22 protein-coding genes, 1 tRNA gene and 1 pseudogene are annotated in these 20,131 nt (G+C 41.1%); 14 read left to right on the top strand and 10 right to left on the bottom strand.

The window, feature by feature from the left end; genetic code table 11:
- Window positions 1-23: 23 nt before the first annotated feature.
- A complete protein-coding gene (locus tag ASU31_RS15980) occupies window positions 24-614 on the bottom strand; it encodes a TetR/AcrR family transcriptional regulator (protein WP_057933279.1) in 591 nt (196 codons plus the stop codon).
- A gap of 540 nt (window positions 615-1,154) precedes the next feature.
- Window positions 1,155-1,595, bottom strand: a complete 441-nt coding sequence (locus tag ASU31_RS15970; protein WP_057933277.1) for a nuclear transport factor 2 family protein — start codon at window positions 1,593-1,595, stop codon at window positions 1,155-1,157.
- 116 nt (window positions 1,596-1,711) lie between these two features.
- On the opposite strand from ASU31_RS15970, the gene ASU31_RS15965 reads away from it, so the two are divergent.
- The 3 genes from ASU31_RS15965 (at window position 1,712) to ASU31_RS15955 (ending at window position 3,901) form a co-directional block, all read left to right on the top strand.
- Window positions 1,712-2,110 (top strand): winged helix-turn-helix transcriptional regulator, encoded by a 399-nt coding sequence (locus tag ASU31_RS15965; RefSeq protein ID WP_057933276.1) that lies wholly within the window; start codon window positions 1,712-1,714, stop codon window positions 2,108-2,110.
- A gap of 372 nt (window positions 2,111-2,482) precedes the next feature.
- Window positions 2,483-3,250 (top strand): glycoside hydrolase family 11 protein, encoded by a 768-nt coding sequence (locus ASU31_RS15960; protein WP_057933275.1) that lies wholly within the window; start codon window positions 2,483-2,485, stop codon window positions 3,248-3,250.
- A gap of 126 nt (window positions 3,251-3,376) precedes the next feature.
- Window positions 3,377-3,901, top strand: a complete 525-nt coding sequence (locus ASU31_RS15955) for a hypothetical protein (RefSeq protein WP_057933274.1) — start codon at window positions 3,377-3,379, stop codon at window positions 3,899-3,901.
- A gap of 141 nt (window positions 3,902-4,042) precedes the next feature.
- Here the strand turns inward: ASU31_RS15955 and ASU31_RS27540 are convergent, their stop codons facing one another.
- Both ASU31_RS27540 and ASU31_RS27235 read right to left on the bottom strand, forming a co-directional pair.
- The gene (locus ASU31_RS27540; RefSeq protein ID WP_157258045.1) at window positions 4,043-4,183 is read right to left on the bottom strand and encodes a DUF6266 family protein; all 141 of its coding nucleotides are present in this window, start codon (window positions 4,181-4,183) and stop codon (window positions 4,043-4,045) included.
- A 375-nt stretch (window positions 4,184-4,558) separates the two neighbouring features.
- Window positions 4,559-4,714, bottom strand: a pseudogene (locus tag ASU31_RS27235) (helix-turn-helix domain-containing protein); the annotation flags it as partial.
- Window positions 4,715-5,336: 622 nt separating this feature from the next.
- On the opposite strand from ASU31_RS27235, the gene ASU31_RS15945 reads away from it, so the two are divergent.
- The 10 genes from ASU31_RS15945 to ASU31_RS15895 all read left to right on the top strand — a co-directional run bounded on the left by ASU31_RS15945 (window position 5,337) and on the right by ASU31_RS15895 (window position 13,794).
- A complete protein-coding gene (locus ASU31_RS15945; protein ID WP_057933272.1) occupies window positions 5,337-5,921 on the top strand; it encodes a Crp/Fnr family transcriptional regulator in 585 nt (194 codons plus the stop codon).
- Window positions 5,922-6,353: 432 nt separating this feature from the next.
- Window positions 6,354-7,112 (top strand): SDR family NAD(P)-dependent oxidoreductase, encoded by a 759-nt coding sequence (locus ASU31_RS15940; protein ID WP_057933271.1) that lies wholly within the window; start codon window positions 6,354-6,356, stop codon window positions 7,110-7,112.
- Window positions 7,113-7,560: 448 nt separating this feature from the next.
- Window positions 7,561-8,343 (top strand): SDR family oxidoreductase, encoded by a 783-nt coding sequence (locus tag ASU31_RS15935; protein ID WP_057933270.1) that lies wholly within the window; start codon window positions 7,561-7,563, stop codon window positions 8,341-8,343.
- Between the two features lie 10 nt (window positions 8,344-8,353).
- On the top strand, window positions 8,354-8,788 hold the full coding sequence (locus ASU31_RS15930) for a DUF2147 domain-containing protein (RefSeq protein ID WP_057933269.1): 435 nt from the start codon (window positions 8,354-8,356) through the stop codon (window positions 8,786-8,788).
- A 221-nt stretch (window positions 8,789-9,009) separates the two neighbouring features.
- Window positions 9,010-9,366 (top strand): hypothetical protein, encoded by a 357-nt coding sequence (locus tag ASU31_RS15920; protein ID WP_057933267.1) that lies wholly within the window; start codon window positions 9,010-9,012, stop codon window positions 9,364-9,366.
- A gap of 7 nt (window positions 9,367-9,373) precedes the next feature.
- On the top strand, window positions 9,374-10,282 hold the full coding sequence (locus tag ASU31_RS15915) for a helix-turn-helix domain-containing protein (RefSeq protein WP_057933266.1): 909 nt from the start codon (window positions 9,374-9,376) through the stop codon (window positions 10,280-10,282).
- A 175-nt stretch (window positions 10,283-10,457) separates the two neighbouring features.
- A complete protein-coding gene (locus ASU31_RS15910) occupies window positions 10,458-11,312 on the top strand; it encodes an AraC family transcriptional regulator (RefSeq protein WP_057933265.1) in 855 nt (284 codons plus the stop codon).
- A 63-nt stretch (window positions 11,313-11,375) separates the two neighbouring features.
- Window positions 11,376-12,203, top strand: a complete 828-nt coding sequence (locus ASU31_RS15905) for an NAD-dependent epimerase/dehydratase family protein (RefSeq protein WP_057933264.1) — start codon at window positions 11,376-11,378, stop codon at window positions 12,201-12,203.
- Window positions 12,204-12,285: 82 nt separating this feature from the next.
- Window positions 12,286-12,855 carry a Crp/Fnr family transcriptional regulator gene (locus tag ASU31_RS15900; RefSeq protein ID WP_057933263.1) on the top strand — a complete coding sequence of 190 codons (570 nt, stop codon included), beginning with the start codon at window positions 12,286-12,288 and terminating at the stop codon, window positions 12,853-12,855.
- A 78-nt stretch (window positions 12,856-12,933) separates the two neighbouring features.
- The gene (locus ASU31_RS15895) at window positions 12,934-13,794 is read left to right on the top strand and encodes an SDR family oxidoreductase (RefSeq protein ID WP_057933262.1); all 861 of its coding nucleotides are present in this window, start codon (window positions 12,934-12,936) and stop codon (window positions 13,792-13,794) included.
- A gap of 123 nt (window positions 13,795-13,917) precedes the next feature.
- On the opposite strand, the gene ASU31_RS15890 is transcribed toward ASU31_RS15895, so the two are convergent.
- Together ASU31_RS15890 and ASU31_RS15885 are read right to left on the bottom strand one after the other, a co-directional pair.
- Window positions 13,918-14,157 (bottom strand): helix-turn-helix domain-containing protein, encoded by a 240-nt coding sequence (locus ASU31_RS15890; RefSeq protein ID WP_083505391.1) that lies wholly within the window; start codon window positions 14,155-14,157, stop codon window positions 13,918-13,920.
- Window positions 14,154-14,441: a cyclic nucleotide-binding domain-containing protein gene (locus ASU31_RS15885; protein WP_057933260.1), complete on the bottom strand. Its 288-nt coding sequence runs from the start codon at window positions 14,439-14,441 to the stop codon at window positions 14,154-14,156. Before ASU31_RS15885 ends, ASU31_RS15890 begins: the two co-directional genes overlap by 4 nt.
- A 177-nt stretch (window positions 14,442-14,618) precedes the next feature.
- Between ASU31_RS15885 and ASU31_RS15880 the strand changes: the two genes are divergently transcribed.
- Complete coding sequence (locus ASU31_RS15880) at window positions 14,619-15,518, top strand: helix-turn-helix domain-containing protein (RefSeq protein WP_057933259.1); 900 nt, start codon at window positions 14,619-14,621, stop codon at window positions 15,516-15,518.
- Between the two features lie 135 nt (window positions 15,519-15,653).
- Here ASU31_RS15880 and ASU31_RS27730 read toward each other — a convergent pair whose 3' ends face one another.
- From ASU31_RS27730 to ASU31_RS15860, 4 genes are all read right to left on the bottom strand, one after another.
- Entirely contained in the window at window positions 15,654-16,721 is a 1,068-nt protein-coding gene (locus ASU31_RS27730) for a carboxymuconolactone decarboxylase family protein (protein WP_209435008.1), read from the bottom strand.
- 9 nt (window positions 16,722-16,730) lie between these two features.
- Window positions 16,731-17,237, bottom strand: a complete 507-nt coding sequence (locus ASU31_RS15870) for a (R)-mandelonitrile lyase (RefSeq protein WP_209435007.1) — start codon at window positions 17,235-17,237, stop codon at window positions 16,731-16,733.
- Window positions 17,238-17,990: 753 nt separating this feature from the next.
- Window positions 17,991-18,839, bottom strand: coding sequence for a DEAD/DEAH box helicase (locus ASU31_RS15865; protein WP_057933257.1), 849 nt, complete (start codon window positions 18,837-18,839; stop codon window positions 17,991-17,993).
- Between the two features lie 956 nt (window positions 18,840-19,795).
- Window positions 19,796-19,869 (bottom strand) — tRNA-Asp (locus ASU31_RS15860).
- Window positions 19,870-20,131: the final 262 nt, after the last annotated feature.

Genomic DNA, 20,131 nt, shown 5'->3' with positions numbered 1-20,131 from the left:
AGTATATTTTAAATGAAAAAAAATTAGATTGCGTAACTTTCTAATTCTGCTTTCAGGCTTTTGAGCAAACTCGCCATCGGTTTTGCTGTATTCATAGACCTGCACATCACCACAGCACCTTCAACAGCAGCTACGGCTTTAAATGCATAAACAGCGGGATCAAGTTTATCAGAAAGCTCCCCGTCCTTAATGCCCTGATTTAAAACACCAATAAATATTTCCTGTCCGCGCCGGATAACACCTGCTATTTTTTCCTTGATGGCCGGGAAATTATCATCAGATTCAACCGCGACATTAAATATCGGACACCCGCCCTTCAGATAGGTATTCAAGGGATCTTTGTAAAAGTCGAGAAAGGCAAACACTTTAGCCTTCGCTGTTTTCCCCTTGCTGATAGTTGATAACATTTTTTCGCCGTTGCTTTTCAGCATGAAATCAACAACCTGTAAAGCAAGATCTTCCTTGCCTTCAAAATGACCATAAAGGCATCCTTTAGTCAATTTTGTGGCAGCAAGCACATCGTCTATATTAGCGCCGGATATTCCTTTCTGATTAAAGATAGGGGCTGCTGTTTCCAGGATGAATTGCTTTGTTCTTTCGGCTTTAGTAAGCATGTTAATAAATTTTACGACACAAAAATATACCAAAAAGTTTAATTAAAAATACTTTTTAGTATATTCCACTCTTTGTGACATGCAAATGGCAATCACCGCTATCCGAAAACAAAAAGGGAGAAGGCATCTCCCCATTGCCTAACGGCTTCCATAAATACTAGTTTGGAGGCCAATACCGGAGGCTGCCTGCTTATGATGATGCGTTTAACGCAGATACTCCTTTAGCGTCTGATTATGATGTACGGAAACAAGCTATTCAGGTTTATGCCGGGAACTGTTCCATCGTTTTAAAAAGTGGTTTTTCCCTTTTTTGCCCGTCTTCAATTGCCCGGTTTGCCATGACATAAGTTACCAGGCACAAATTAAAGACTGTTTGCTTATTTAATTGTATGGTTGATGTTTCTTTAACTTCATTCATTTTACACTTACTACCATATCCTGTCGTTGTTTTACAAAAAAGGGTAACCGTTAATTGCAGCACAGCTATGAGCATATTGGCTCTGACAATGGATACAAGAATGGCTACCCTTTGCTTTTGTGTTAACCGTTAAATGGTCTCTCCTCTACAATTATAAAATAGCCGATACGCTCCTTAATTAACCACTTCCCGTTCAGACATACATATTTGTCATCATACTTAACGCTGTAATCTGTAAGAATGGACTTACCTTCAGATGCTCTGATCATTTTGATCTGAGAAAAAGAAACACCTGTGGCAGTATCGCCATCTATTTTTACAGTATGCTGCCCGTTCATTGTAAAATAGGTTTTTACTAAAGAGGCATGCCCGTTAAATTCTTTTTCCATGGTTTCAGTTCCCGACACATTCGCAGCTAAAAAGTCGCCCATATAAACTTTGTAGGTGGCATCTGGCGTAAAGAGCCCCATTACTTCCGGGATCTTTTTTTCATCACTTAAATAGGCATAAGCATCTATTAAGTCCCTTAATTCTTCTTTGATTTTCAAAATTTCTAATGTCATAATTTTTATTTTTTTGTGTTTAAAAGTTCTTTTTATAATCACCAAAATTAGATTATATTCGCTAACAATTTATTACCTGTTACCTAAAGGTTAGCAACTAATTAAAACATAGCATAATGAACAATAAAGAAGAACCGGTAGAAAACAAAGAATTTACGGAAGAGTGCCATAAAATTCTAAATGGGATGGCTGATGCATTATATGCTGTTGGCGGTAAGTGGAAACTGATGATAATTATTGCAATGGCCAGGGGGAACAACAGGTTTACAGAATTGCAGCGTCAGGTTAAGGGAATTTCAGCCAGAGTACTTTCAAGCGAACTAAAAGACCTTGAAATGAATGGTTTTATCATAAAAAAAGTATCCGTAGGCTATCCTGTTGTAATAGAATACGAATTGTTGCCTTATAGTTATACGCTCGAAAAAGTCATTGGGGCCATGACCGAATGGGGCATCCAGCACCGGGAGAAAATCAAAAGTGAAATGTCATCCAAAACCAAAGAAGGGCAATCATAAAATACTGTTTCAGAGAAATGGTATTTTATGATTGTTTAATTTCTGTTTATCTTCCTTTAGCAAGCACCCATTGTTCATCATTTTGGTTGTTCCTGAAAAAACCTCTGGAGCAATGAACGCTTCTAGATAATAATTTCTATATCGGCCTGCATCCCATTCAGCAGAACTATCTTACGATCGGGATCTTTTTCTTAAAATGTTCGAAGCATACTTAAAGTAATGCTCCTCTGTAATCTGACAGCAAAAAAACGCCAGTAGACCATTGCAGTTCCAGGCTGTGTGAACATTTGTATAACAAATTTGCTGATTATTAGCCATATCCCAGATCTAAATGCGGTTATTTTGCTTCCCTAACCAATATATATATCTTATATGAAAAAACAAAAATCACTGACAAGTGTAGCCAGGAAGGTTACTTTTGTTATGGCTGCAACCTTAATGTTTGCAAGCGCTGCATGTTTAACAGGCTGTAAAAAAGACGAAAAGATGGCGCCTGGGGAAGTCACCGCTCCACCCCCTCCTACCAAAGCTGTCGCCACGGTAGAATCTTATCAATCGGGTACACATAACGGCTTCTTTTGGTCGCTTTGGAAGAGTGACGGCGCAACCGGTACAGTCAATTATGCCAATGGTGCCGGCGGAAATTACAGCGTTAACTGGAACGGATTTAACGGTAATTTTACTTGTGGTAAAGGTTATTCAGTAGGATCAGCAACCTATAAGATAGGTTATAACCTGGGCGCTTACTCAAACTCCGGAGGTGGTACTTTTGGCTGGTACGGGTGGAGCAGAAGCCCTTATTATGAGTATTACGTGAATGAAACCTGGGGTGCGGTTTCACCTCACAGCGGCACTTACCTGGGAACATTTGAAACCGATGGAGCAGGTTATAACGTTTGGACCCGATGGATGACAGGTAAAAATATCGACGGTGGTGACGGCTTCAGGCAGATTTATAGCTCCAGGGTTACAAAAACTTCTACCGGACAAAATCACGTTATTACTTTTGCCAACCACTACAACAAATGGCAAAGTTATGGATATACGCTTGGCCAGTTAAATATTCCTGCAATTATGGTTTCGGAAACATGGGGTTCTAATACGAATGGCAATATTAACTGTAGCATTTGGGCACAGTAAACATTTGTTTAAACCGATCACAACCACATTACTGCCTGGCAATAAGCCGGGCAGTATGTACTGCAGGTACTTGCTCATCAATACCTGGGTAAAAATGCTTTTAATATTATTTAACAATTAGTTATCATGAGATCCATATTTTATTTACTTGCCTGTTTCATTTTTATCCTTCCCGCCTGCGATTCGCCAAATCCTAAAAATATAGATGGAAATAAAAAATCACTGATCGGAAAATGGCATCGGTTTTCCAGGGAAAATGGATATAGCGAATTTGATATTGATTCGCAATATGTAGTTTTCTATAATCAGAAAGTTGGCCGGTTTAGGCTTCCTTATAAAATAGAAAATGATTCCTTAAAATACCTTACCAAAGATTATGTAGCTAAGATTACAAACTACGGTGACTCGGTTCTTTTGGAAGGCAATGATAGTACTCAAGCCGTGTTGCACAGGTTTAAAGAACCGCATGTTCCTTTTACAACAATTCCTGAACAAAAAGATTCTTTATCATTTGCATCATACATCGCTGATTTCGATAAAAGATTAATCAGCGAGTTTGAGAAAGCCGGAATAAAGATTTCTGATGGTATGGAAAAACGTGAGGGACCGGCATACGAAGAACTGTTAAAAAAAAAATCAGCAAATAGGTAAACGTGGAGTAAATGCTCCTGTAGCTGGTATTACATGGAGCATTTAATATTCAGTTGAACAGCCGTTTTCTCCTTAGCAAACCAGGCCAATCATTACCCGCTCCTTTCTTAATGGTCCGATTGGCAAAGTACCTGATGGCTTTCAGGGGTTGCAGTTCGGTACTGGGTTTAATGCTTTTTTGGGCAGGCCTTTCAGGTAATCTATGCTGCGCCAGTTGCTGCCAATTATACTGCCTACTTTGCCCGGGAATGCGCCATTTGCGCCTTTTGAATACGTTGCCATAATTTTTGTTTTCAGTAAAAAATGTTTGTTTAAAAAAGGATTTCTGTTTATACCGGTATGTTTAAATCCATGCCCAAACCTAGCGGCTTAACAGCATTGGTGCCTCATTTTGAGCTAAAATGAGCTAAATTGAGCCAATTAACACCGATTATGAGCCAAAATGAGCCGTTACGGTTGGCCCGCGTTGCCACAGCCAGGCCACTTGTGGCAGCCTGCTTAAGGGCAGCATAACCGTAAGCGGTGTTGCCATTCTGCGAAAGCAGGCGCTGGCTTTACCTTTTAGGTAGAGAAAAGGTAACCCCGGGGTAACCCTGGGGTAACGTTGGGGTTAACCTGGTAGCAACAAAGGGTAAACAACAGGTAATGCAGGGGTAATTAAATACGGCCCTTTTGCTGGCTTTCCAGGTAGGCAGCCAGTAAATCTTTCGCGTAAAAACGATCGCCACCAGGAAGTTTTACAGGCTTTAACGTGCCATCTTTTACCTTACGTTTGTAGGTACTTTCGCTAATGTTCAGGTAATCTTTAACCTGTTGGCGGGTAAGCTGCGATTAGGGTCGCTAAAGAGATCGATAAAGGTAAAACTAGTTGTTATTTGTTCAGTACGAGGTAAAGAGGCGTTCTGCAATCCAAATCTGAAAATGTTTCTGTGCTGTTATTTAGGCGGTTAAACCGCTTGTATTGAAGTGGTTATGGTATTTATCTATAAATTTTAGCGCCAAATTTATGGGTAACCCATCTAGGCAGCCCTGGGCTGAACAGGGCTACAATCGAACCCTAGCCCCTCTTTTATTGTTTATCAATGACCAAAATTCATCCAAAACAACTGATAATGATTCAATTGAAAAAACAAAGCATACAGACTTCGAAAAAGGATTACAAAAACATCTGATAAAAAAGAAAAAAAGTGGAGGGCCAAAATTGTAGTTTCATATCTGAATAAATAGTGTACGGGATATTATCGGACACCTATTATTTATAAAATGACAGGCTAATTCAAAAGTGCTCGAAGCAGGGACCTTCGTACTTCATTCAAATTACCCAAAAATAGAATGTGACACCTAGCATTGAAGTATCCTGAGGCAATGCCTAAATAATTTTGGTCTTTTAGCCGACTTAAGTATATTGCACATAACTAATAATTATTTCCTTACAATGTCCTATTTTGAAGCGTTTTTCGATTACATTCAAAAAATATCAGGCAAACAGCTATCGGAAGATGATAAGCATTTGTTGACGGCACACTTCAAACCCAGAAAACTTCGAAAACGACAATACTTTTTACAGGAAGGAGACGTGTGCAAATATATCGGGTACATTGTAAAAGGATCTGCCAAGACTTTTACGGTTGATGAAAAAGGACATGAATATATACTGAAATTGTCTGTTGAAAATTGGTGGCTGACAGATTTCGAAAGCTTTTATCGATTAACGCCTAGCCGGTTTAACATTGAAGCGCTGGAGGAACTAGAGGTCCTGCAAACAACCAATGCGGAAATTGAAGAATTTCTGAAGCATATCCCTGCCTTTTCAGCGATGTCAAACGTGATCAGTCAAAACAACACCATTGCTGCCCAAAAAAGAATGCAGGCTATTAACTATTCAGCTGAAGAGCGCTATGAAGAATTGGTCAGCAATTATCCTCATTTTCTACAGCGGTTTCCACAAAATATGATTGCTTCTTATCTAGGTCTATCTTCTGAAACTTTGAGCCGAATAAAGAAAAACATTTTAAAATGATCCCTTGGCTATTTCAGGTTTCACTATCACTACAAATGGGCCTGTTAAACGAATCGCTGGGATTTTCTTTCCCCTAACATAAAAACATACTGTTGACCAAAGTCCGGATTTGCAAAGGCAATATTACTTATACCGGCTACCCGAATTTGGTTTATGCCAGCTTTTTTATTTTCTCCCCAGATGAAAAAAGTGTTTTACCGTGGGATTTATGCTCATTTGGTCTTCTAGCATCTTGCATTTTAGATTTTACAATAGGTGGCTATTTTTAAATAGTTACTGTATTTTTTTGATTTAACTCATCACTTTGAACTGACATTTATCGTGTGTATTTAATGATTCATGTCAGCATGCAGTTCGTAACGATGCAGGATCTTTGCATGTATTTCAGAACGAAAAAACTGAAGGACCTAAATGTAATTAAAAATAGAAATCATGAGTAAATTAGAAAACAAGGTAGCGGTAGTTACCGGAGCTTCAAAAGGAATAGGTGCAGCTATTGCCAAACATTTTGCGGCAGCAGGCGCAAAAGTTGTTGTAAATTATGCTTCCAGCAAAGAAGGGGCTGACAAAGTGGTTAAAATCATAACCGATAATGGTGGTACAGCCATTGCGATCCAGGCCGATGTATCGAAAGAAGCCGATGTGACCAGGTTGTTTAAAGAAGCGGAGAGTGCTTTCGGAACACTAGACATTTTGGTAAATAACGCAGTGTCTCAAGGATATGCTCCGATCGAACTCATTTCTGCAGAAGATTTCCACCAAAGTTTCAATGTCAACGTTTTAGGGCCAATCTTGACAATACAGGCAGCACTTAAACTTTTCGGCGAAAAGGGCGGGAACATCATCAATATCAGTTCTGGAGCAAGTAAATACCCACTTCCGAATGCCTCCTTATACTCATCAACCAAGGCTGCATTAGATGCCTTCACCATTGCTTTATCGAAAGAACTGGGTGCAAAAAACGTTCGCATCAATTCTATTTTGCCGGGCGCAACGGAAACAGAGGGTGCAGCCAGTGCGGGTGTTACTGCAGGTAGTGAGTATGAGAAGATGTTTATCGAAAAAACACCACTTGGACGCAGAGGACAGCCTGCAGATATTGCGAAAGCTGCAGTGTTTCTAGCATCTGATGATGCAGCCTGGATCACAGGAGAGCAACTTTCTGTATCGGGTGGTATGTATGGTTTTTAAATCATAATATCCAAAAAAAACAAAGTTCAATGAAACGGACTATTTCCAGAGTCCGTTTTATTAAACCATTTAATAAATTTCAATTAAGGTATTAAAGTATGAAATTAATAGAGTAAAAAGTTGAGCAAAATTTCTCTGAAAGATAGTAGACGGGGTTCGAAACCAGACAGAAAGCACAATAATTGATTTTTAGCAGAATACGGAACATCTATTTTTCTGACCGCAAAAAAGCCTACAATTTAAAAATTACAACCATCTAAAAATCAAATTTTTAACTGGTTATTTTTATGCTTCTGCGGACTGAGTGTTTACAATCTTTAAGTGAAGCTGGAGATAAATTACCTGTCATAAAACTAGTAATATTCCTTTTTACTACAATCTCGCGACTTTTGGATACATCTCATAGTTTCCATTGGCTGAACTTTGCATCAACAATAATGAGAAAAACATGGATTTAAAGAACAGCACCATCCTGATTACTGGAGGAACCAGCGGTATAGGGCTTGAACTTGTTAAACAACTTACCCAGCAGGGGTCAACCATTATCGTTACAGGTCGTAAACAGGAAGCCTTAAATGATACCAAATGGCGCTTCCCCAAAATACACATCTTTCAGAGCGATGTAAGTGATCCGCACGATATTGAGCGCCTCTATGAAGAGGTGACACAACAATTCCCAGATCTGAATATGATCGTCAACAATGCAGGTGAAATGCGCTTACTTGACGTTCAGGACGCCAGCAAGGACCTGGAAAACATGACCCGTGAAATTGATATTAATCTTACGGGAACGATCCGTATGGTTCATCAGTTTTTGCCGCACCTGATCAAAAAGCGTTCGGCGGCCATTGTAAACGTTTCCTCTGCCATTGCTTTTATACCTTACTCCACAGCTCCGGTTTATAGTGCTTCAAAAGCAGGCGTTCATGCTTATACCCAGGCCCTGCGCCTGCAATTGAATAAAACCAGTGTGAAGGTGTTCGAACTGGTACCTCCGGGTGTGAATACCAATCTTCAGCATGATTGGGTGCTGCCACCGAATCCGAGCCAAATGATGGATGTGGATAAACTGGTCAGTGTAGCCATCAAGGGCCTTCTGAATGACACGCCTGAGATCAGGCCATTCCTGGTAAGTGTAATCAAATTTTTAAGCAGACTGATACCTAACCAATTGATGAAGTTAGGGCACAAAGAATTCGAGAAATTTAAAAAATTAAATAATCAACAATAAACAATCAGATATGAAAAAATCAATTTTAGCAGTATTTACGCTGCTGTTATCACTAGCGTCTTTCGCTCAGAAATTACCTGCAGATCAGATCATAGGAATCTGGAAATGTGACGATTACAATATCGAAGTATTCAAAGCAGGCAACAAGTATTCCGCCAAACTCTTGTGGTCGAAAGAGATGTTCGAAGCAGATGGAAAAACGGCTAAGAAGGATGCTAAAAATCCTAATGAAAAACTCCGGAGCAGGTCTTTGCAGGGCCTTACCCATATCACCGATCTTATCTACAAGGACGGCGAATACGTGGACGGTAAGTTGTATAGCGTACAGGATGGAAATACCTATAGCCTGAAAGGGAAACTGACAGGTCCCAATGACCTTGAAACCCGGGGCTACAAAGGTATACCATTGGTGGGAAAATCATTTAAATGGAAAAGAGTTCAGTAGTTAATCATAAAATCAATTCTCATGAAAGATAATAAAGATCAACTGTCGAGGTTTTGGTTCGTAGTATCCAATGCCCTTCCCCCTGTAGGGCTCTTCCTTTATTTCAGGCACAGGAAGGCATATCCAAATAAGGCCAAAAGGGCTTTAAAAAGCGCAATAGTCGGCGTGCCGATCGCTATACTCGGAGCTTGCATCATGAACACTTTTGTCCTTAACTAAACATGATAAAAAACATTGTTTCCGCAGCACTGCTGCTCATTTCGGTAACGCTCAGCTTCAAACATGCCTGGGATTCCGTATATTACCACAACAATCCGGGATCTGTAAAGATGATGGAAAGTTTAGGGATTAGCGAAACGTTTACTCCATATCTGGCAGCTGTAGCCATAGCGGTCGGCGTACTTTTGCTCATCCCTAACACCTTTTTCCTGGGCAATATGCTAAATGCGTTCCTGGTCGTTATGATCATGGGGCTGGCACTGCGGGCAGGAAATTACCGCATTGCGTTGATTGAGATCCCGTTTTTAGTGATGCCACTAGTGATGATATGGCTGAAGTACCCGTTTAAAATTAAATAAATGCAACATGGCTAGCAGTAAACTTTACCGGATCAGTTCCATAACGGAAATACACCGTTTGATGGGCCTTCCTAAACCCCATCACCCGCTGATCAGCATCGTTGACCTGAAAGGCCTGAGAAATGACACTGGTATAGATGCGGTCGTTTTCGACCTGTATGTGATTTCCATGAAAAGAGGCTGTGATGGTTTACATTACGGGCAACAGAAATACGACTTTGATGAAGGGCTGATGGCTTTTATGTCTCCCGGGCAGATCCTGCGTGGCGAAGACAATGGTGTACCTCCCGACCTGGATGGCTGGATGCTTTTCGTACACCCAGACTTTCTCTGGAATACAACGCTTGCTACCAAGATCAGGCGATATGAATACTTCAGCTATGCGACCAGTGAAGCGCTATTTCTCTCGGATAAGGAAGAAATAGTGATCAATGACCTGGTCAAGAATATTAAAACTGAATATTATGCCAATATGGATAAGTTCAGCCAGGACATTATTATCTCACACCTGGAAACCCTGCTCAATTATGCGGAACGTTTTTACCAGCGTCAGTTCATCACCCGAAAGATCACCAACCATCAGGTCTTAAACCAGGTGGAAGGGCTCTTAACGACGTACTTGAACAATGAAGCGCTGCTTTCTGAAGGATTGCCAACCGTACAATACTTTGCCGATGCCCTGAACATCTCCACTAAGTATTTAAGCAGTTTGTTGAAACAACTGACCGGCCAGACGATGCAACAGATTATCCATGAGAAGCTGATCGAGAAGGCCAAAGAAAAATTATCTACAACGCGGATGTCCGTGAGCGAGATTGCTTACCAACTTGGTTTTGAGCATCCACAGTCGTTCAATAAACTGTTTAAGAGCAAGACGAAACAAAGCCCTTTGGATTTCCGGCAGGCCTTCAACTAAATGCTCAATGCAACCTTCAAAAAAGACGGTATGCAAGCGAACATCATCGTTCGGTAGATACATGGCAATTTGATCAAAACACCATTAACAAAGCGTTTGGGTCAGCTCCATCCTCGCTTAAAATAGATAATAGAAGCTAATTGGTAACTTTGCTTCATGATAATCGCTAGTAGTTATGCCTATTAACACTTTTCCTAAAAATCTAAGTCAAAACAAAGGGCTCTCTATACGTATCGTTTCTCCGGAGTTCGGGCATGTATCGCCCGAGTCTGCTGCACACTACGGTCCTGCCCAACGGTTGCCTTATTATTTCCTTCTTTTCGTGCTACACGGGAATAGTCAGGAGGTTATCGATGGGGAAACTATCGAAGTTGGCAAACATGAACTTTTTTTTGCATTACCCCACCAGCTTAGGCAACTGGCTACAACCCGTCATAGCGCAAATTATTATAAACTGGGGTTCGACAACGAGTGCCTTTCGCGATTGCCGGGAAAGTTCCCATTCCTGCTCAATCCCCTGAACCAGCAGAAAATAAGCTTTCCGCCCGATGCTTCATTTAGACTTTGTACTACATTTAAAACCTTAAATAACCTGCTGCTTACTACCGATACCAATCCGGAACTGATCCTGGCTTACCTGAACAGCCTGCTTACAGAAATAAACGCTGCTTATTTTGTAATGCATAAAAAGCATACGGCAGGAAATCTTGATAAGTTTTTAGGGTTTAAACTATTTGTAGAAGATCATCTTACTGATCAACCGGCCATAACGGAGATCGCAGAAAAGCTGGCCTTAAGCACAGATGGTTTGTATAGGATTGTAAAACAGCACTCCGGCGTTTCGCCAAAGGAATTCATCACAGACCGTTTGATCATCGAGGCAAAGCGTAGAATATATCATGACCAAAATACATCAATAAAGGAACTGGCATTTGAGCTCGGCTTCAACGACCCAGGGTATTTTTCGCGTTTGTTCAAAAAAGTAACCGGTAAAACGATAGCCGGCTTTTACCAGGATTTGTCCTTATAAAAGCGGTTTTTGTCCGTACCTGACTACTACATTACCCCCACCTTTGTCTAAAATAATTTAATTATGGACAGACAATTTGGTAAAATATTGGTAACCGGTGCTACCGGCTTAGTAGGTTCAAGGCTTTTGCCCCGCCTTGTTGAAGCAGGATATGATTGTTTCGCACTGGTACGAGGAAAAGAAGTTGCGGCCGGAGTAACGGCTATAGATGGGGACTTGTTTGATCCCGCAACGCTGGATAAAGCAGTAAAAAATACAAAAGCCATCATTCACCTGGCAGCCGTGTTTCGGTCACCTGATACGGACCTGATCTGGAAAAGTAACCTGGAGGGCACGCAAAACCTCATTGATGCCGTAAAACGCAACTCCCCTGATGCCCGCTTCATTTTTGCAAGTACTAGCCACGTTTACGACATGAACAATCCGCACCCCGGTCGGGAGGACGATGTGCTTAACCCGCAACATGCCTATCCGGCCAGCAAAGTGGCTGCGGAAAAGAAGTTACGTGAAAGCGGATTGAATTGGTCTGTTCTTCGCTTCCCATTTGTTTATGGGGATGGTGACGGTCACCTGGAAGATTTGCCAAAACATGTGGTTGCTGCTAAATTTCATCCGGCTATGCGGATGAGTACCATCCACCATCGCGATATATATACGGCTATCATGATGGCTTTGCAAGGGATCATGGACGGACGGGTGGTCAATATCGCAGATGAGGCACCAACAACATTATACGAATTATTGCAGCTCGTTGGCGAAACGTTGGCTTCATCCGCAGAACCACTGATCAACCCCTGGTATCTGCATGCCGATGTCTCACAGGCGCGCAGCTTAGGCTTTCAGGCGTCGGTGAGAACTGTTTATCAGGCGTTGCAGGAAAACCTGCTCTGACAACTTACTGGAGTTGTCCGGCTCGCCTCATTTTTTACCATATGGTAAATGTCTGCTTTACGATGTATACTATCTTTACGTGATGGAAGCGATGATAAATCTTATCCTGCAATTTGGTGACCTGAATAAACAGCAGATCGACTTTTTACTGAGCAAGGTTGAAATGCTCGAATTTAAAAAAGATGATTACCTCTCGGAAGCCGGGAAGGTGCCCCGGTACGTGGCGTTTGTGCTGGAAGGCGTATTCCGCTTTTGTTATTATAATAACAAGGGCGAAGAGGTCACCAATTATTTTGTAGAAGAAGGTAATTTTGTAGTCGATAATGAAAAATTTGAATCACAGATTGCGGCTTCTGAATATGTTCAGGCCGTTACCGACTGCAAGGTACTGGTATTTAACAAAAAAGACTGGGACGAAATATCCAACACCATTGTGGGCTGGGAAATGATGAAGGCCAATATGGTAAAAAAGTGCCTTACCCTGGCCATGGAGCGGCGCAGTCCGCTGGTTTCGGAAGATGCCACCACGCGTTACCTGTCATTTATTGAAGCGTTCCCCAAACTGATCAACCGCATCCCGCTATCATACGTGGCCTCGTACTTGGGCATCACCCAGCAATCGCTCAGCCGGATACGCCGTAATATCCGTTAATGATGCTTTTTACCAAATGGTAAATGTTTTTCTGTAGCGATTTTCAACATTTGCTTATTCATTTAAAAAATAAAAAAGATGAGCAAAAAAATCGTATTGATAACCGGAACAAACAGTGGTTTTGGCTGGCTGGCCGCCCACAGCGTGGCTGCCTTAGGACATCAGGTGTACGCCACCATGCGTGATACACAGGGCCGTAACGCCGATAAAGCCCAAGCGCTCGCAGCCGTAGATAATGTGACCGTTTTGGAGGTTACCCTGACCGACGATGAAAGCGTGAAACAGGCCGTTGAAACTGTTTTGGCCAAAGAGGGCATTATTGATGTGCTGGTGAACAACGCCGGTTACGCCATGACCGGGGTGGCCGAGAGCTTTACCATGGCAGATGTGCACACTACTTTCGACATCAACGTTTATGCACCCTGGCGACTGATCAAAGAGGTACTGCCCGCTATGCGCAAGCAGGCCGACGGGCTGATCATCAATGTGACCAGCGGCTTCGGGCGGGTATCGTTCCCGTTCGCTACCATTTATGCGGCCTCCAAATTTGCGCTGGAAGGCATAAGCGAGGGCCTGCATTACGAGGTAAAACGCTTAGGTATTGATGTGGCTATTGTGGAGCCAGGCGCCTTTCCTACCGAAATGCAGCAAAAGAACAACCCCGCATCTGATCAGACAGTATTTGAGGGGTATGGTGCGATTGCCAGTATACCTAACAAAATGGTAGCCGCATTGGGCGGGGAGATGCAAGCCAATAATCCTAACCCGCAGGATGTTGCCAATGCCATTGTAAAATTAATCGGTGCCCCGAAAGGCACCCGGCCATTACGCACTGTAGTTGACCCCATAACGGGCCAGTATATTGAAGCCGCCAACCAGGCCGTAGCCGAACAATTTGCCAAGGGATTGGCGGTATTTGGGATGGGTGAATTATTGTAAGCGGAACAGAATTAATGGGAATGGCAGTGGCGTGGGCTACTGCCGTTTTTGTTTGTGGCTATTTCTAAAGCATAATCGGATCTGAGGCTACACATTAGTGCCAATTATATTGCTGCTACATGATCATTTCAACGTAGCTCGATATTCTGATGGCGTAAAGTTGGTTTTTAATTTAAAAAGCCTGCTGAATGACTGCGAGTGCTCAAACCCGATTAAAAACGCAATTTCGCTGAGGGATAATACTGTTCCAGATACCTTTTCCTTTGCGGCTTCTATAACCTTATCCTGCAGATGCTGCTGGGCGGAACGGCCGGTACTCACCGAGAAGTTACTGGCAAAAGGGGACTGCGTCGTGGCTACTATACGTAAAGCCGATGCCCTGAATTAATCATACTTTCAACCTGGCCAACCCATGTATTTTCCTCATAAAATCGGGAAATTTTCTCATCACCCTGGCTATCCAGCCAATATTCGCGCAAGCAGCCTTTTAAAGTGAACGACCAATATTTAGGAACTTTACCAGCTATGTAATGGAACTCACCCTTTTTTAAATAAACCGGTTTAAAAAGGTTAAAAAAGAGTTCAAACTCATCTCTGGATATTTGAACATAAGCGCAGATCTGAGTATAAAGTATATCGCCGTTCATTTTAATTAAGATTTGTAAAATACTTCATTGATCATGCTAAGAGGCGAAGTTCTTTATACTTTTGCATTAAATCATTATACATATTCCTGTTTCTCTTACCAAATTTTCTGTTCATTAGCGCTTCTGCAGGGATAATTGAAATACTTAAGCTATTTTCACTTTAAAATAACCGAAGTCATGGGAAATCCCCTTAGAATTGAAAGTGTGGCTCAGATCAATAACGAGCGGGGGCAGAAAACCCTGCATCCTTTGGTCAGTGTTCTTGATCAGTCGCTATCGAAGCCCGTAAAAGAGACACGTTATATTTCGGATGTGTACATGATCTTTTTAAAAGACGAGAAGTGCGGGGAGATGAAATATGGTCGCAATCACTATGATTACGAAGAAGGAACGCTTCTTTTTATTGCGCCCGGACAGGTATTTGGTTTTGAGGAAAGCGAAAACATGATACAGCCGACCGGCTGGGGATTATTCTTTCATCCCGATCTGATCCGTGGAACCCATCTTGGCAAATGCATCAACGAATACAGCTTTTTCTCTTATGATGTTAATGAAGCACTTCACGTATCTGATGCAGAAAGAGAAATAGTGCTGGAGTGTTTTAATAAGATCCGGTATGAATTGGCTCATGCCATTGATAAGCACAGCAGGACGTTGATCGTTAGCAACATTGAAATGTTTCTGAATTATTCTGTTCGGTTTTACGACCGGCAGTTTCTCACCAGAGAACATATCCATAAGGATGTATTAACTGGATTTGAGGGATTACTGAACGATTACTTCCAGTCGGAAAAGCTGCAAACGCAGGGATTGCCTTCTGTTTCGTATTGTGCAGCACAACTCAACCTGTCTCCCAAATATTTCGGAGACCTTGTAAAAAAAGAAACAGGAAAATCTGCGCTAGAGTATATACACTTAAAACTGATTGATGCGGCGAAAGAACAGATACTTGATCTCAGTAAATCGGTAAGTGAGGTTGCTTATATGCTTGGCTTTAAATATCCCTCACATTTTACCCGTTTCTTTAAACAACAGGTTGGGTATTCGCCCAATGAGTACCGGAATTCAATGAATTGATTGAAGCCGGGAAATACGCATAATTTCTTGCCAGGCTGCAACTTATCACAATTGTATCCCATTGATGACATGGATTCGTTGATAATTAGCCCTAATGTTTTCAAAAACCTGATCCCTTTTCATCCCTGATATATCTTAATTTAGTTTACTAAAAACCTCCAGCATTGTTTCATTATCCAGGCTGTTCATATCTACCAGTTTTAATGTTTTTACCATTTTTAGGGTAGTTGTTTTGTAGTGCTGGAAGTGTGGTGTTTGCAAATGAGACTGATATGCTGCTTTACTGGCGTATATTTCTATGATCCTAACTTCAGTGGGGATTTTCTGTTGAAACATAGGGAAAATGGCAATTACACCAGGCTCGATCTTTACAGAAGCCGCGGCCTCCTGCCGCAAAATGGATTTATAATCTTCGAGGTATTCGGGTAAAATTTCGATTTCAGAAATACGCACCATCATATCCTTCTCAATTACAGGAACCAATGGTTTTCCGATTATTTTCCTGATGGTATTTCCCTGTGTTTTATTAACGTTTGTTTCAACCAGCATTGCTAATTGTTCCAATTGATTTTCGGTTATGCCTGTATTCTTTCCTATGTTGATATGAGCCTGCAGTTGGCCATCTACACCTGGTATTGAGGCCAGAGCTGCAATTGTTACCAATTCTCTTTGCTTATAGCTCAACACGTCACTAACAAAAATGTCGGCAAATAAATGTTCTTTTAAAAAAGCATCAATACGTGGTGCAAATTCCCCGAAGCCAGGGGCAGGTTTTGATTGCGGCGTCTTGGTCAGTTCTTCCAACACTTTTCTGCCCTGTTCATATTTATTTTTAGGGTTATTTGCTACAACAATTGTTTTCCCTACTTTATCATTGATTCCTTTTTCTTCTCTCTCCTTTACTACAGTCATAAAAACGTTAATGGCATTAAGGCTTCTTGGAAAGCCACAATACGCATAAAGCTGAACGAGCGCTTCTTTAATTTCGTTAATAGTAAGTCCCGAATCCAACCCTTTATTCAATTCCACGTTTAGCAGTTGCAGGTTTCCCGTTGCAGTAAGTGCCGAAATTTTTACCAAGCTTTGCTGTTGCGCAGACAAATCCATATTAGCTGTTTTGTTCTGTTGTGCATTCATTTTGATCATACTTATGGTGAGCACGAAAAATAGTATCCCCTTTATAAATTTGCTTTTGCCCATCATTTTGATTGTTTAATTTTTATTGGCTGCGTTGAACTCCTCATCAGTTACAGGGTTTAACCAAACTGCGTTGTTTTCGCCTTCATAATTGGTAATGGCAATGTGTACCATTTTTGTTCTGGTAGTAGCTCCGTGCCAGTGTTGCACATTTTCTGGTATGTTGATGACATCACCTTTTTTAATAACCTGGGCTGTTTTTCCTTTTTCCTGGTAAAGGCCCTCGCCTTCGGTTACAATCAGCACCTGCCCTTTAGGATGCGTATGCCAGTTGGTTCTTGCCCCTGGTTCAAAAGTTACACTACCCAATACAAAATCGTTGTTCTTATCTTTTGACAGAAGTGTTTGCAGATAAGCATCTCCCGTAAAATATCCATTGGTTAATTTTTCTCCTTTAGGGAAAAGAGCCGTGGTGTTTTCTGTTGTCATTTTTTCTTGCTTTTTATTGTTATTGCAGGCTATTATAGAAAAGGAACTTACTATTATAAAAGCTAATACCGTTATCCTGAAAATTGTTTTCATTGCAATGAAGTTTATTGTATTGTACTAATTCAAGGTTGTTTTTAGTTCCAGATCACATTTCTACCAATAGCACCACAAAGTTCGTCACTAAAGCTTGCAATGGGCTTATACAGAATACTGTTTTATTTACCAGTTTTACGGTTTTTGAGCTGAATAGGGTCAGGCTGTTGTCTTGTTTATTAAGTTTGCATAGTACTTATTCACCAAATTATTTTGGGTACCTCATTAAAAAGAAGAAACGGGTATTATAGCATTGGAATGATATTGGGACTGAAAAAATGAATGCTTTGGTGTTTTCAGCAAACGAAAAAGCCTGTAAACATTTAATTTACAGGCTTTTAGTTGAATTTAAAACTATTTTCGCGGGCTGAACGGGGCTACAATCGAACCCCTCGCTCCTCTTTTATTGTTATTAAACGATTTTGAAAAATATCAAATAACTGATAATGAGCCAAATGGTAATATATTTCAGCTTGTCGATTCAGACCGAAAGCCAACCGACCCCATCAAAAAAGTAAAAAAGCGAGGACCAAAAATCTAATTTGCGACTCGGAAAAATAGTGAGCGGGTTGTTGTCGAACTCTTTTATTATTTAATTAATGTAGGATTTTGCTGAGAGAGTTATCAGCTTCGAACATATTTAAATGAAATGGCATTCAATTTTTCCCCTTTCTGTTGATATAATTGAGTAGTTTCTAGCGCCCTGGTTTGATTAATAAAGAGGGGGATTTATAGCTACTACGAAAATCTCCGCTACAGTCCATTAATATAACGATATAATTGTCCCGATGGCGTTTTAGCGTTTTGCGATAATATTTCTTTACATCCGAATAAGATAAAAGCATCTTTGGCTCTCGACACAGCAACATTTAGCATATTGACTCCACGATCATAAAAATAGCTTTTTCCCATATCATTTGTGCCATAAGTAGCAGAGAATAGAATCACGGGACGTTCCGCTCCCTGCAGAACATGTACGGTACCAATAGTGAGTCCCGAAAGATTTATACCAACTCGGCGCAAAGCCAGGGTCAGTTCATATTTCTGTCCAGTAAAGGGGGTAATAACACCTATAATATCTGCTATGCTAAGCTTTTTTTCTGGTCTTTTTTCGTTTGCAGCCGATGCCTTTTCTCCACGTTGATAATGATCCAGTAATTGCTGCTGGTTGGCCAGTATCCACTGAGCAATGGCAAATGCTTCGTCCGGATTTGCCCTGCTTGAGCCTCCCCTTACAGTAGATATTCCATCGACTGGCTGAAACTGCATGGCAGCAAATGGAATCCCCTTCGCCGATCCTTTTTTAGGTTCCAAAAAACCATGATATGCAAGGCGGTTACAATATTCAATAATTTCATCAAAACAACGCCTGTGTTCGGTGAGCATCATGCCCCGTTCCATTTCCGGGTATAACTGATAAGGAGTAGTTTTCTGAGCCAATTGCATGATACTGTTGGCACTACTCAGGAAACCTTTGGTCTGTAAATCGGCTATCGATGTCTGATTGGGTATTTCGGCAAAAGTGTACGCGCGTTTCGCATTTAAGCTGACACGCCGTTTCGCACCAAACTGACAGGCTGTTTCGGGCCAAGCTGTACGCACTGATCGTTAGGTCAGGATTTCTTCGCTCAACAAATCCTTTTAATTTTTTAAGTTCGGGCCAAATAAAGAGCTCAGCCTATTATATACTGCTTGAGGTGATCTGTGCTCTGTCAAATGGTGTTTAAACGTTTCAGGGCTGCTTTTGAGGTGATATTGAGCTTGATCCAGGAGATCATGCTCTGCTGATCCTTTGAAAAGCGCTGGCTGCAGATCTTAAGTTTAATGAACGGAAGTATTTCCGGGGGGGAAGGAAATTTGAAGTCGAGGTCTGTTTTTGTTCAGAGGGAAAGGGACAATTTAGGCAGTCGCCCGGCAATCAAATTCGCGTACAGTTTGGCCCGAAACAGACTGTACAGTTTTAGTGAAATACGCACTTCGATTATAAAATAATATAATTATGTTCTTCTATGGAGGCAACTAGCAACTTCCTTTTCAATGCATGTTGAATTCAACAATCACATTGAATTGTCTGGTGGATTTTTTGTAGTGGACTTCGACATCTCCAGCAGCATCGTTTAGGAATGATTGCGTGTATGTTCACAATATCCGGAATAACTTATTCAGGTGTAGCGGATGGCTTTGCTCATACGTTTTTAAATATTCAAGAGTGTCCAGAATAATTTTATAAAACGTCAGTGAAAAAACACAGGGCTAAAAGGAAGAATAAGGCGGAAAGCCGGGAATCTTCCCTCACTGGTGAAGAACAGCAACTAATCGAGTTGATTGCCCGGATAATAGTGGATATAACCTTTAGGCAGGTTGAGGAACAAAATAAAAAAGACTTATCAAAGTAAATTTAAATAATGAACGGGACTCGAAACCCTACCCCTCTGTAAGTAGTTGATTTTAAGAAAATTACAAAATGATCTTTTGAATAGAAAGTGATAAGCTCACGATTTTTTAAAAAAACAACCATCTGAATATCAAGTATTTAAATGGTTGTTTTTGTGTTAGAGCGGAATGGACGGGACTCGAACCCGCGACCTCCTGCGTGACAGGCAGGCATTCTAACCAGCTGAACTACCACTCCTTTTGTCCGCTTTAAAGTTCGAACCTCTTTCCCCTTGCGGGAGTGCAAATATAGACACTATATTCAGTTTATCACTATAGTAATCGACTTTTTAATCAATAATTATGTAACACGCTGAACCTCATTCTAAATATTTTGATCAAAAAGATTATTATTAAACAAAAAAGCCTCAACTTTTTCAAGTTAAGGCTTTTGTTGCGGAATGGACGGGACTCGAACCGACCTCTTATATCTTTGAAAATAAGCACTATAAATTACGCTA

Origin of the sequence: Pedobacter ginsenosidimutans, from assembly GCF_001442625.1 — a bacterium.
Taxonomy (GTDB): Bacteria; Bacteroidota; Bacteroidia; order Sphingobacteriales; family Sphingobacteriaceae; genus Pedobacter; species Pedobacter ginsenosidimutans.
Note: the sequence above shows the minus strand (reverse complement) of the source record. Positions and strands in the feature narration are given on the sequence as shown.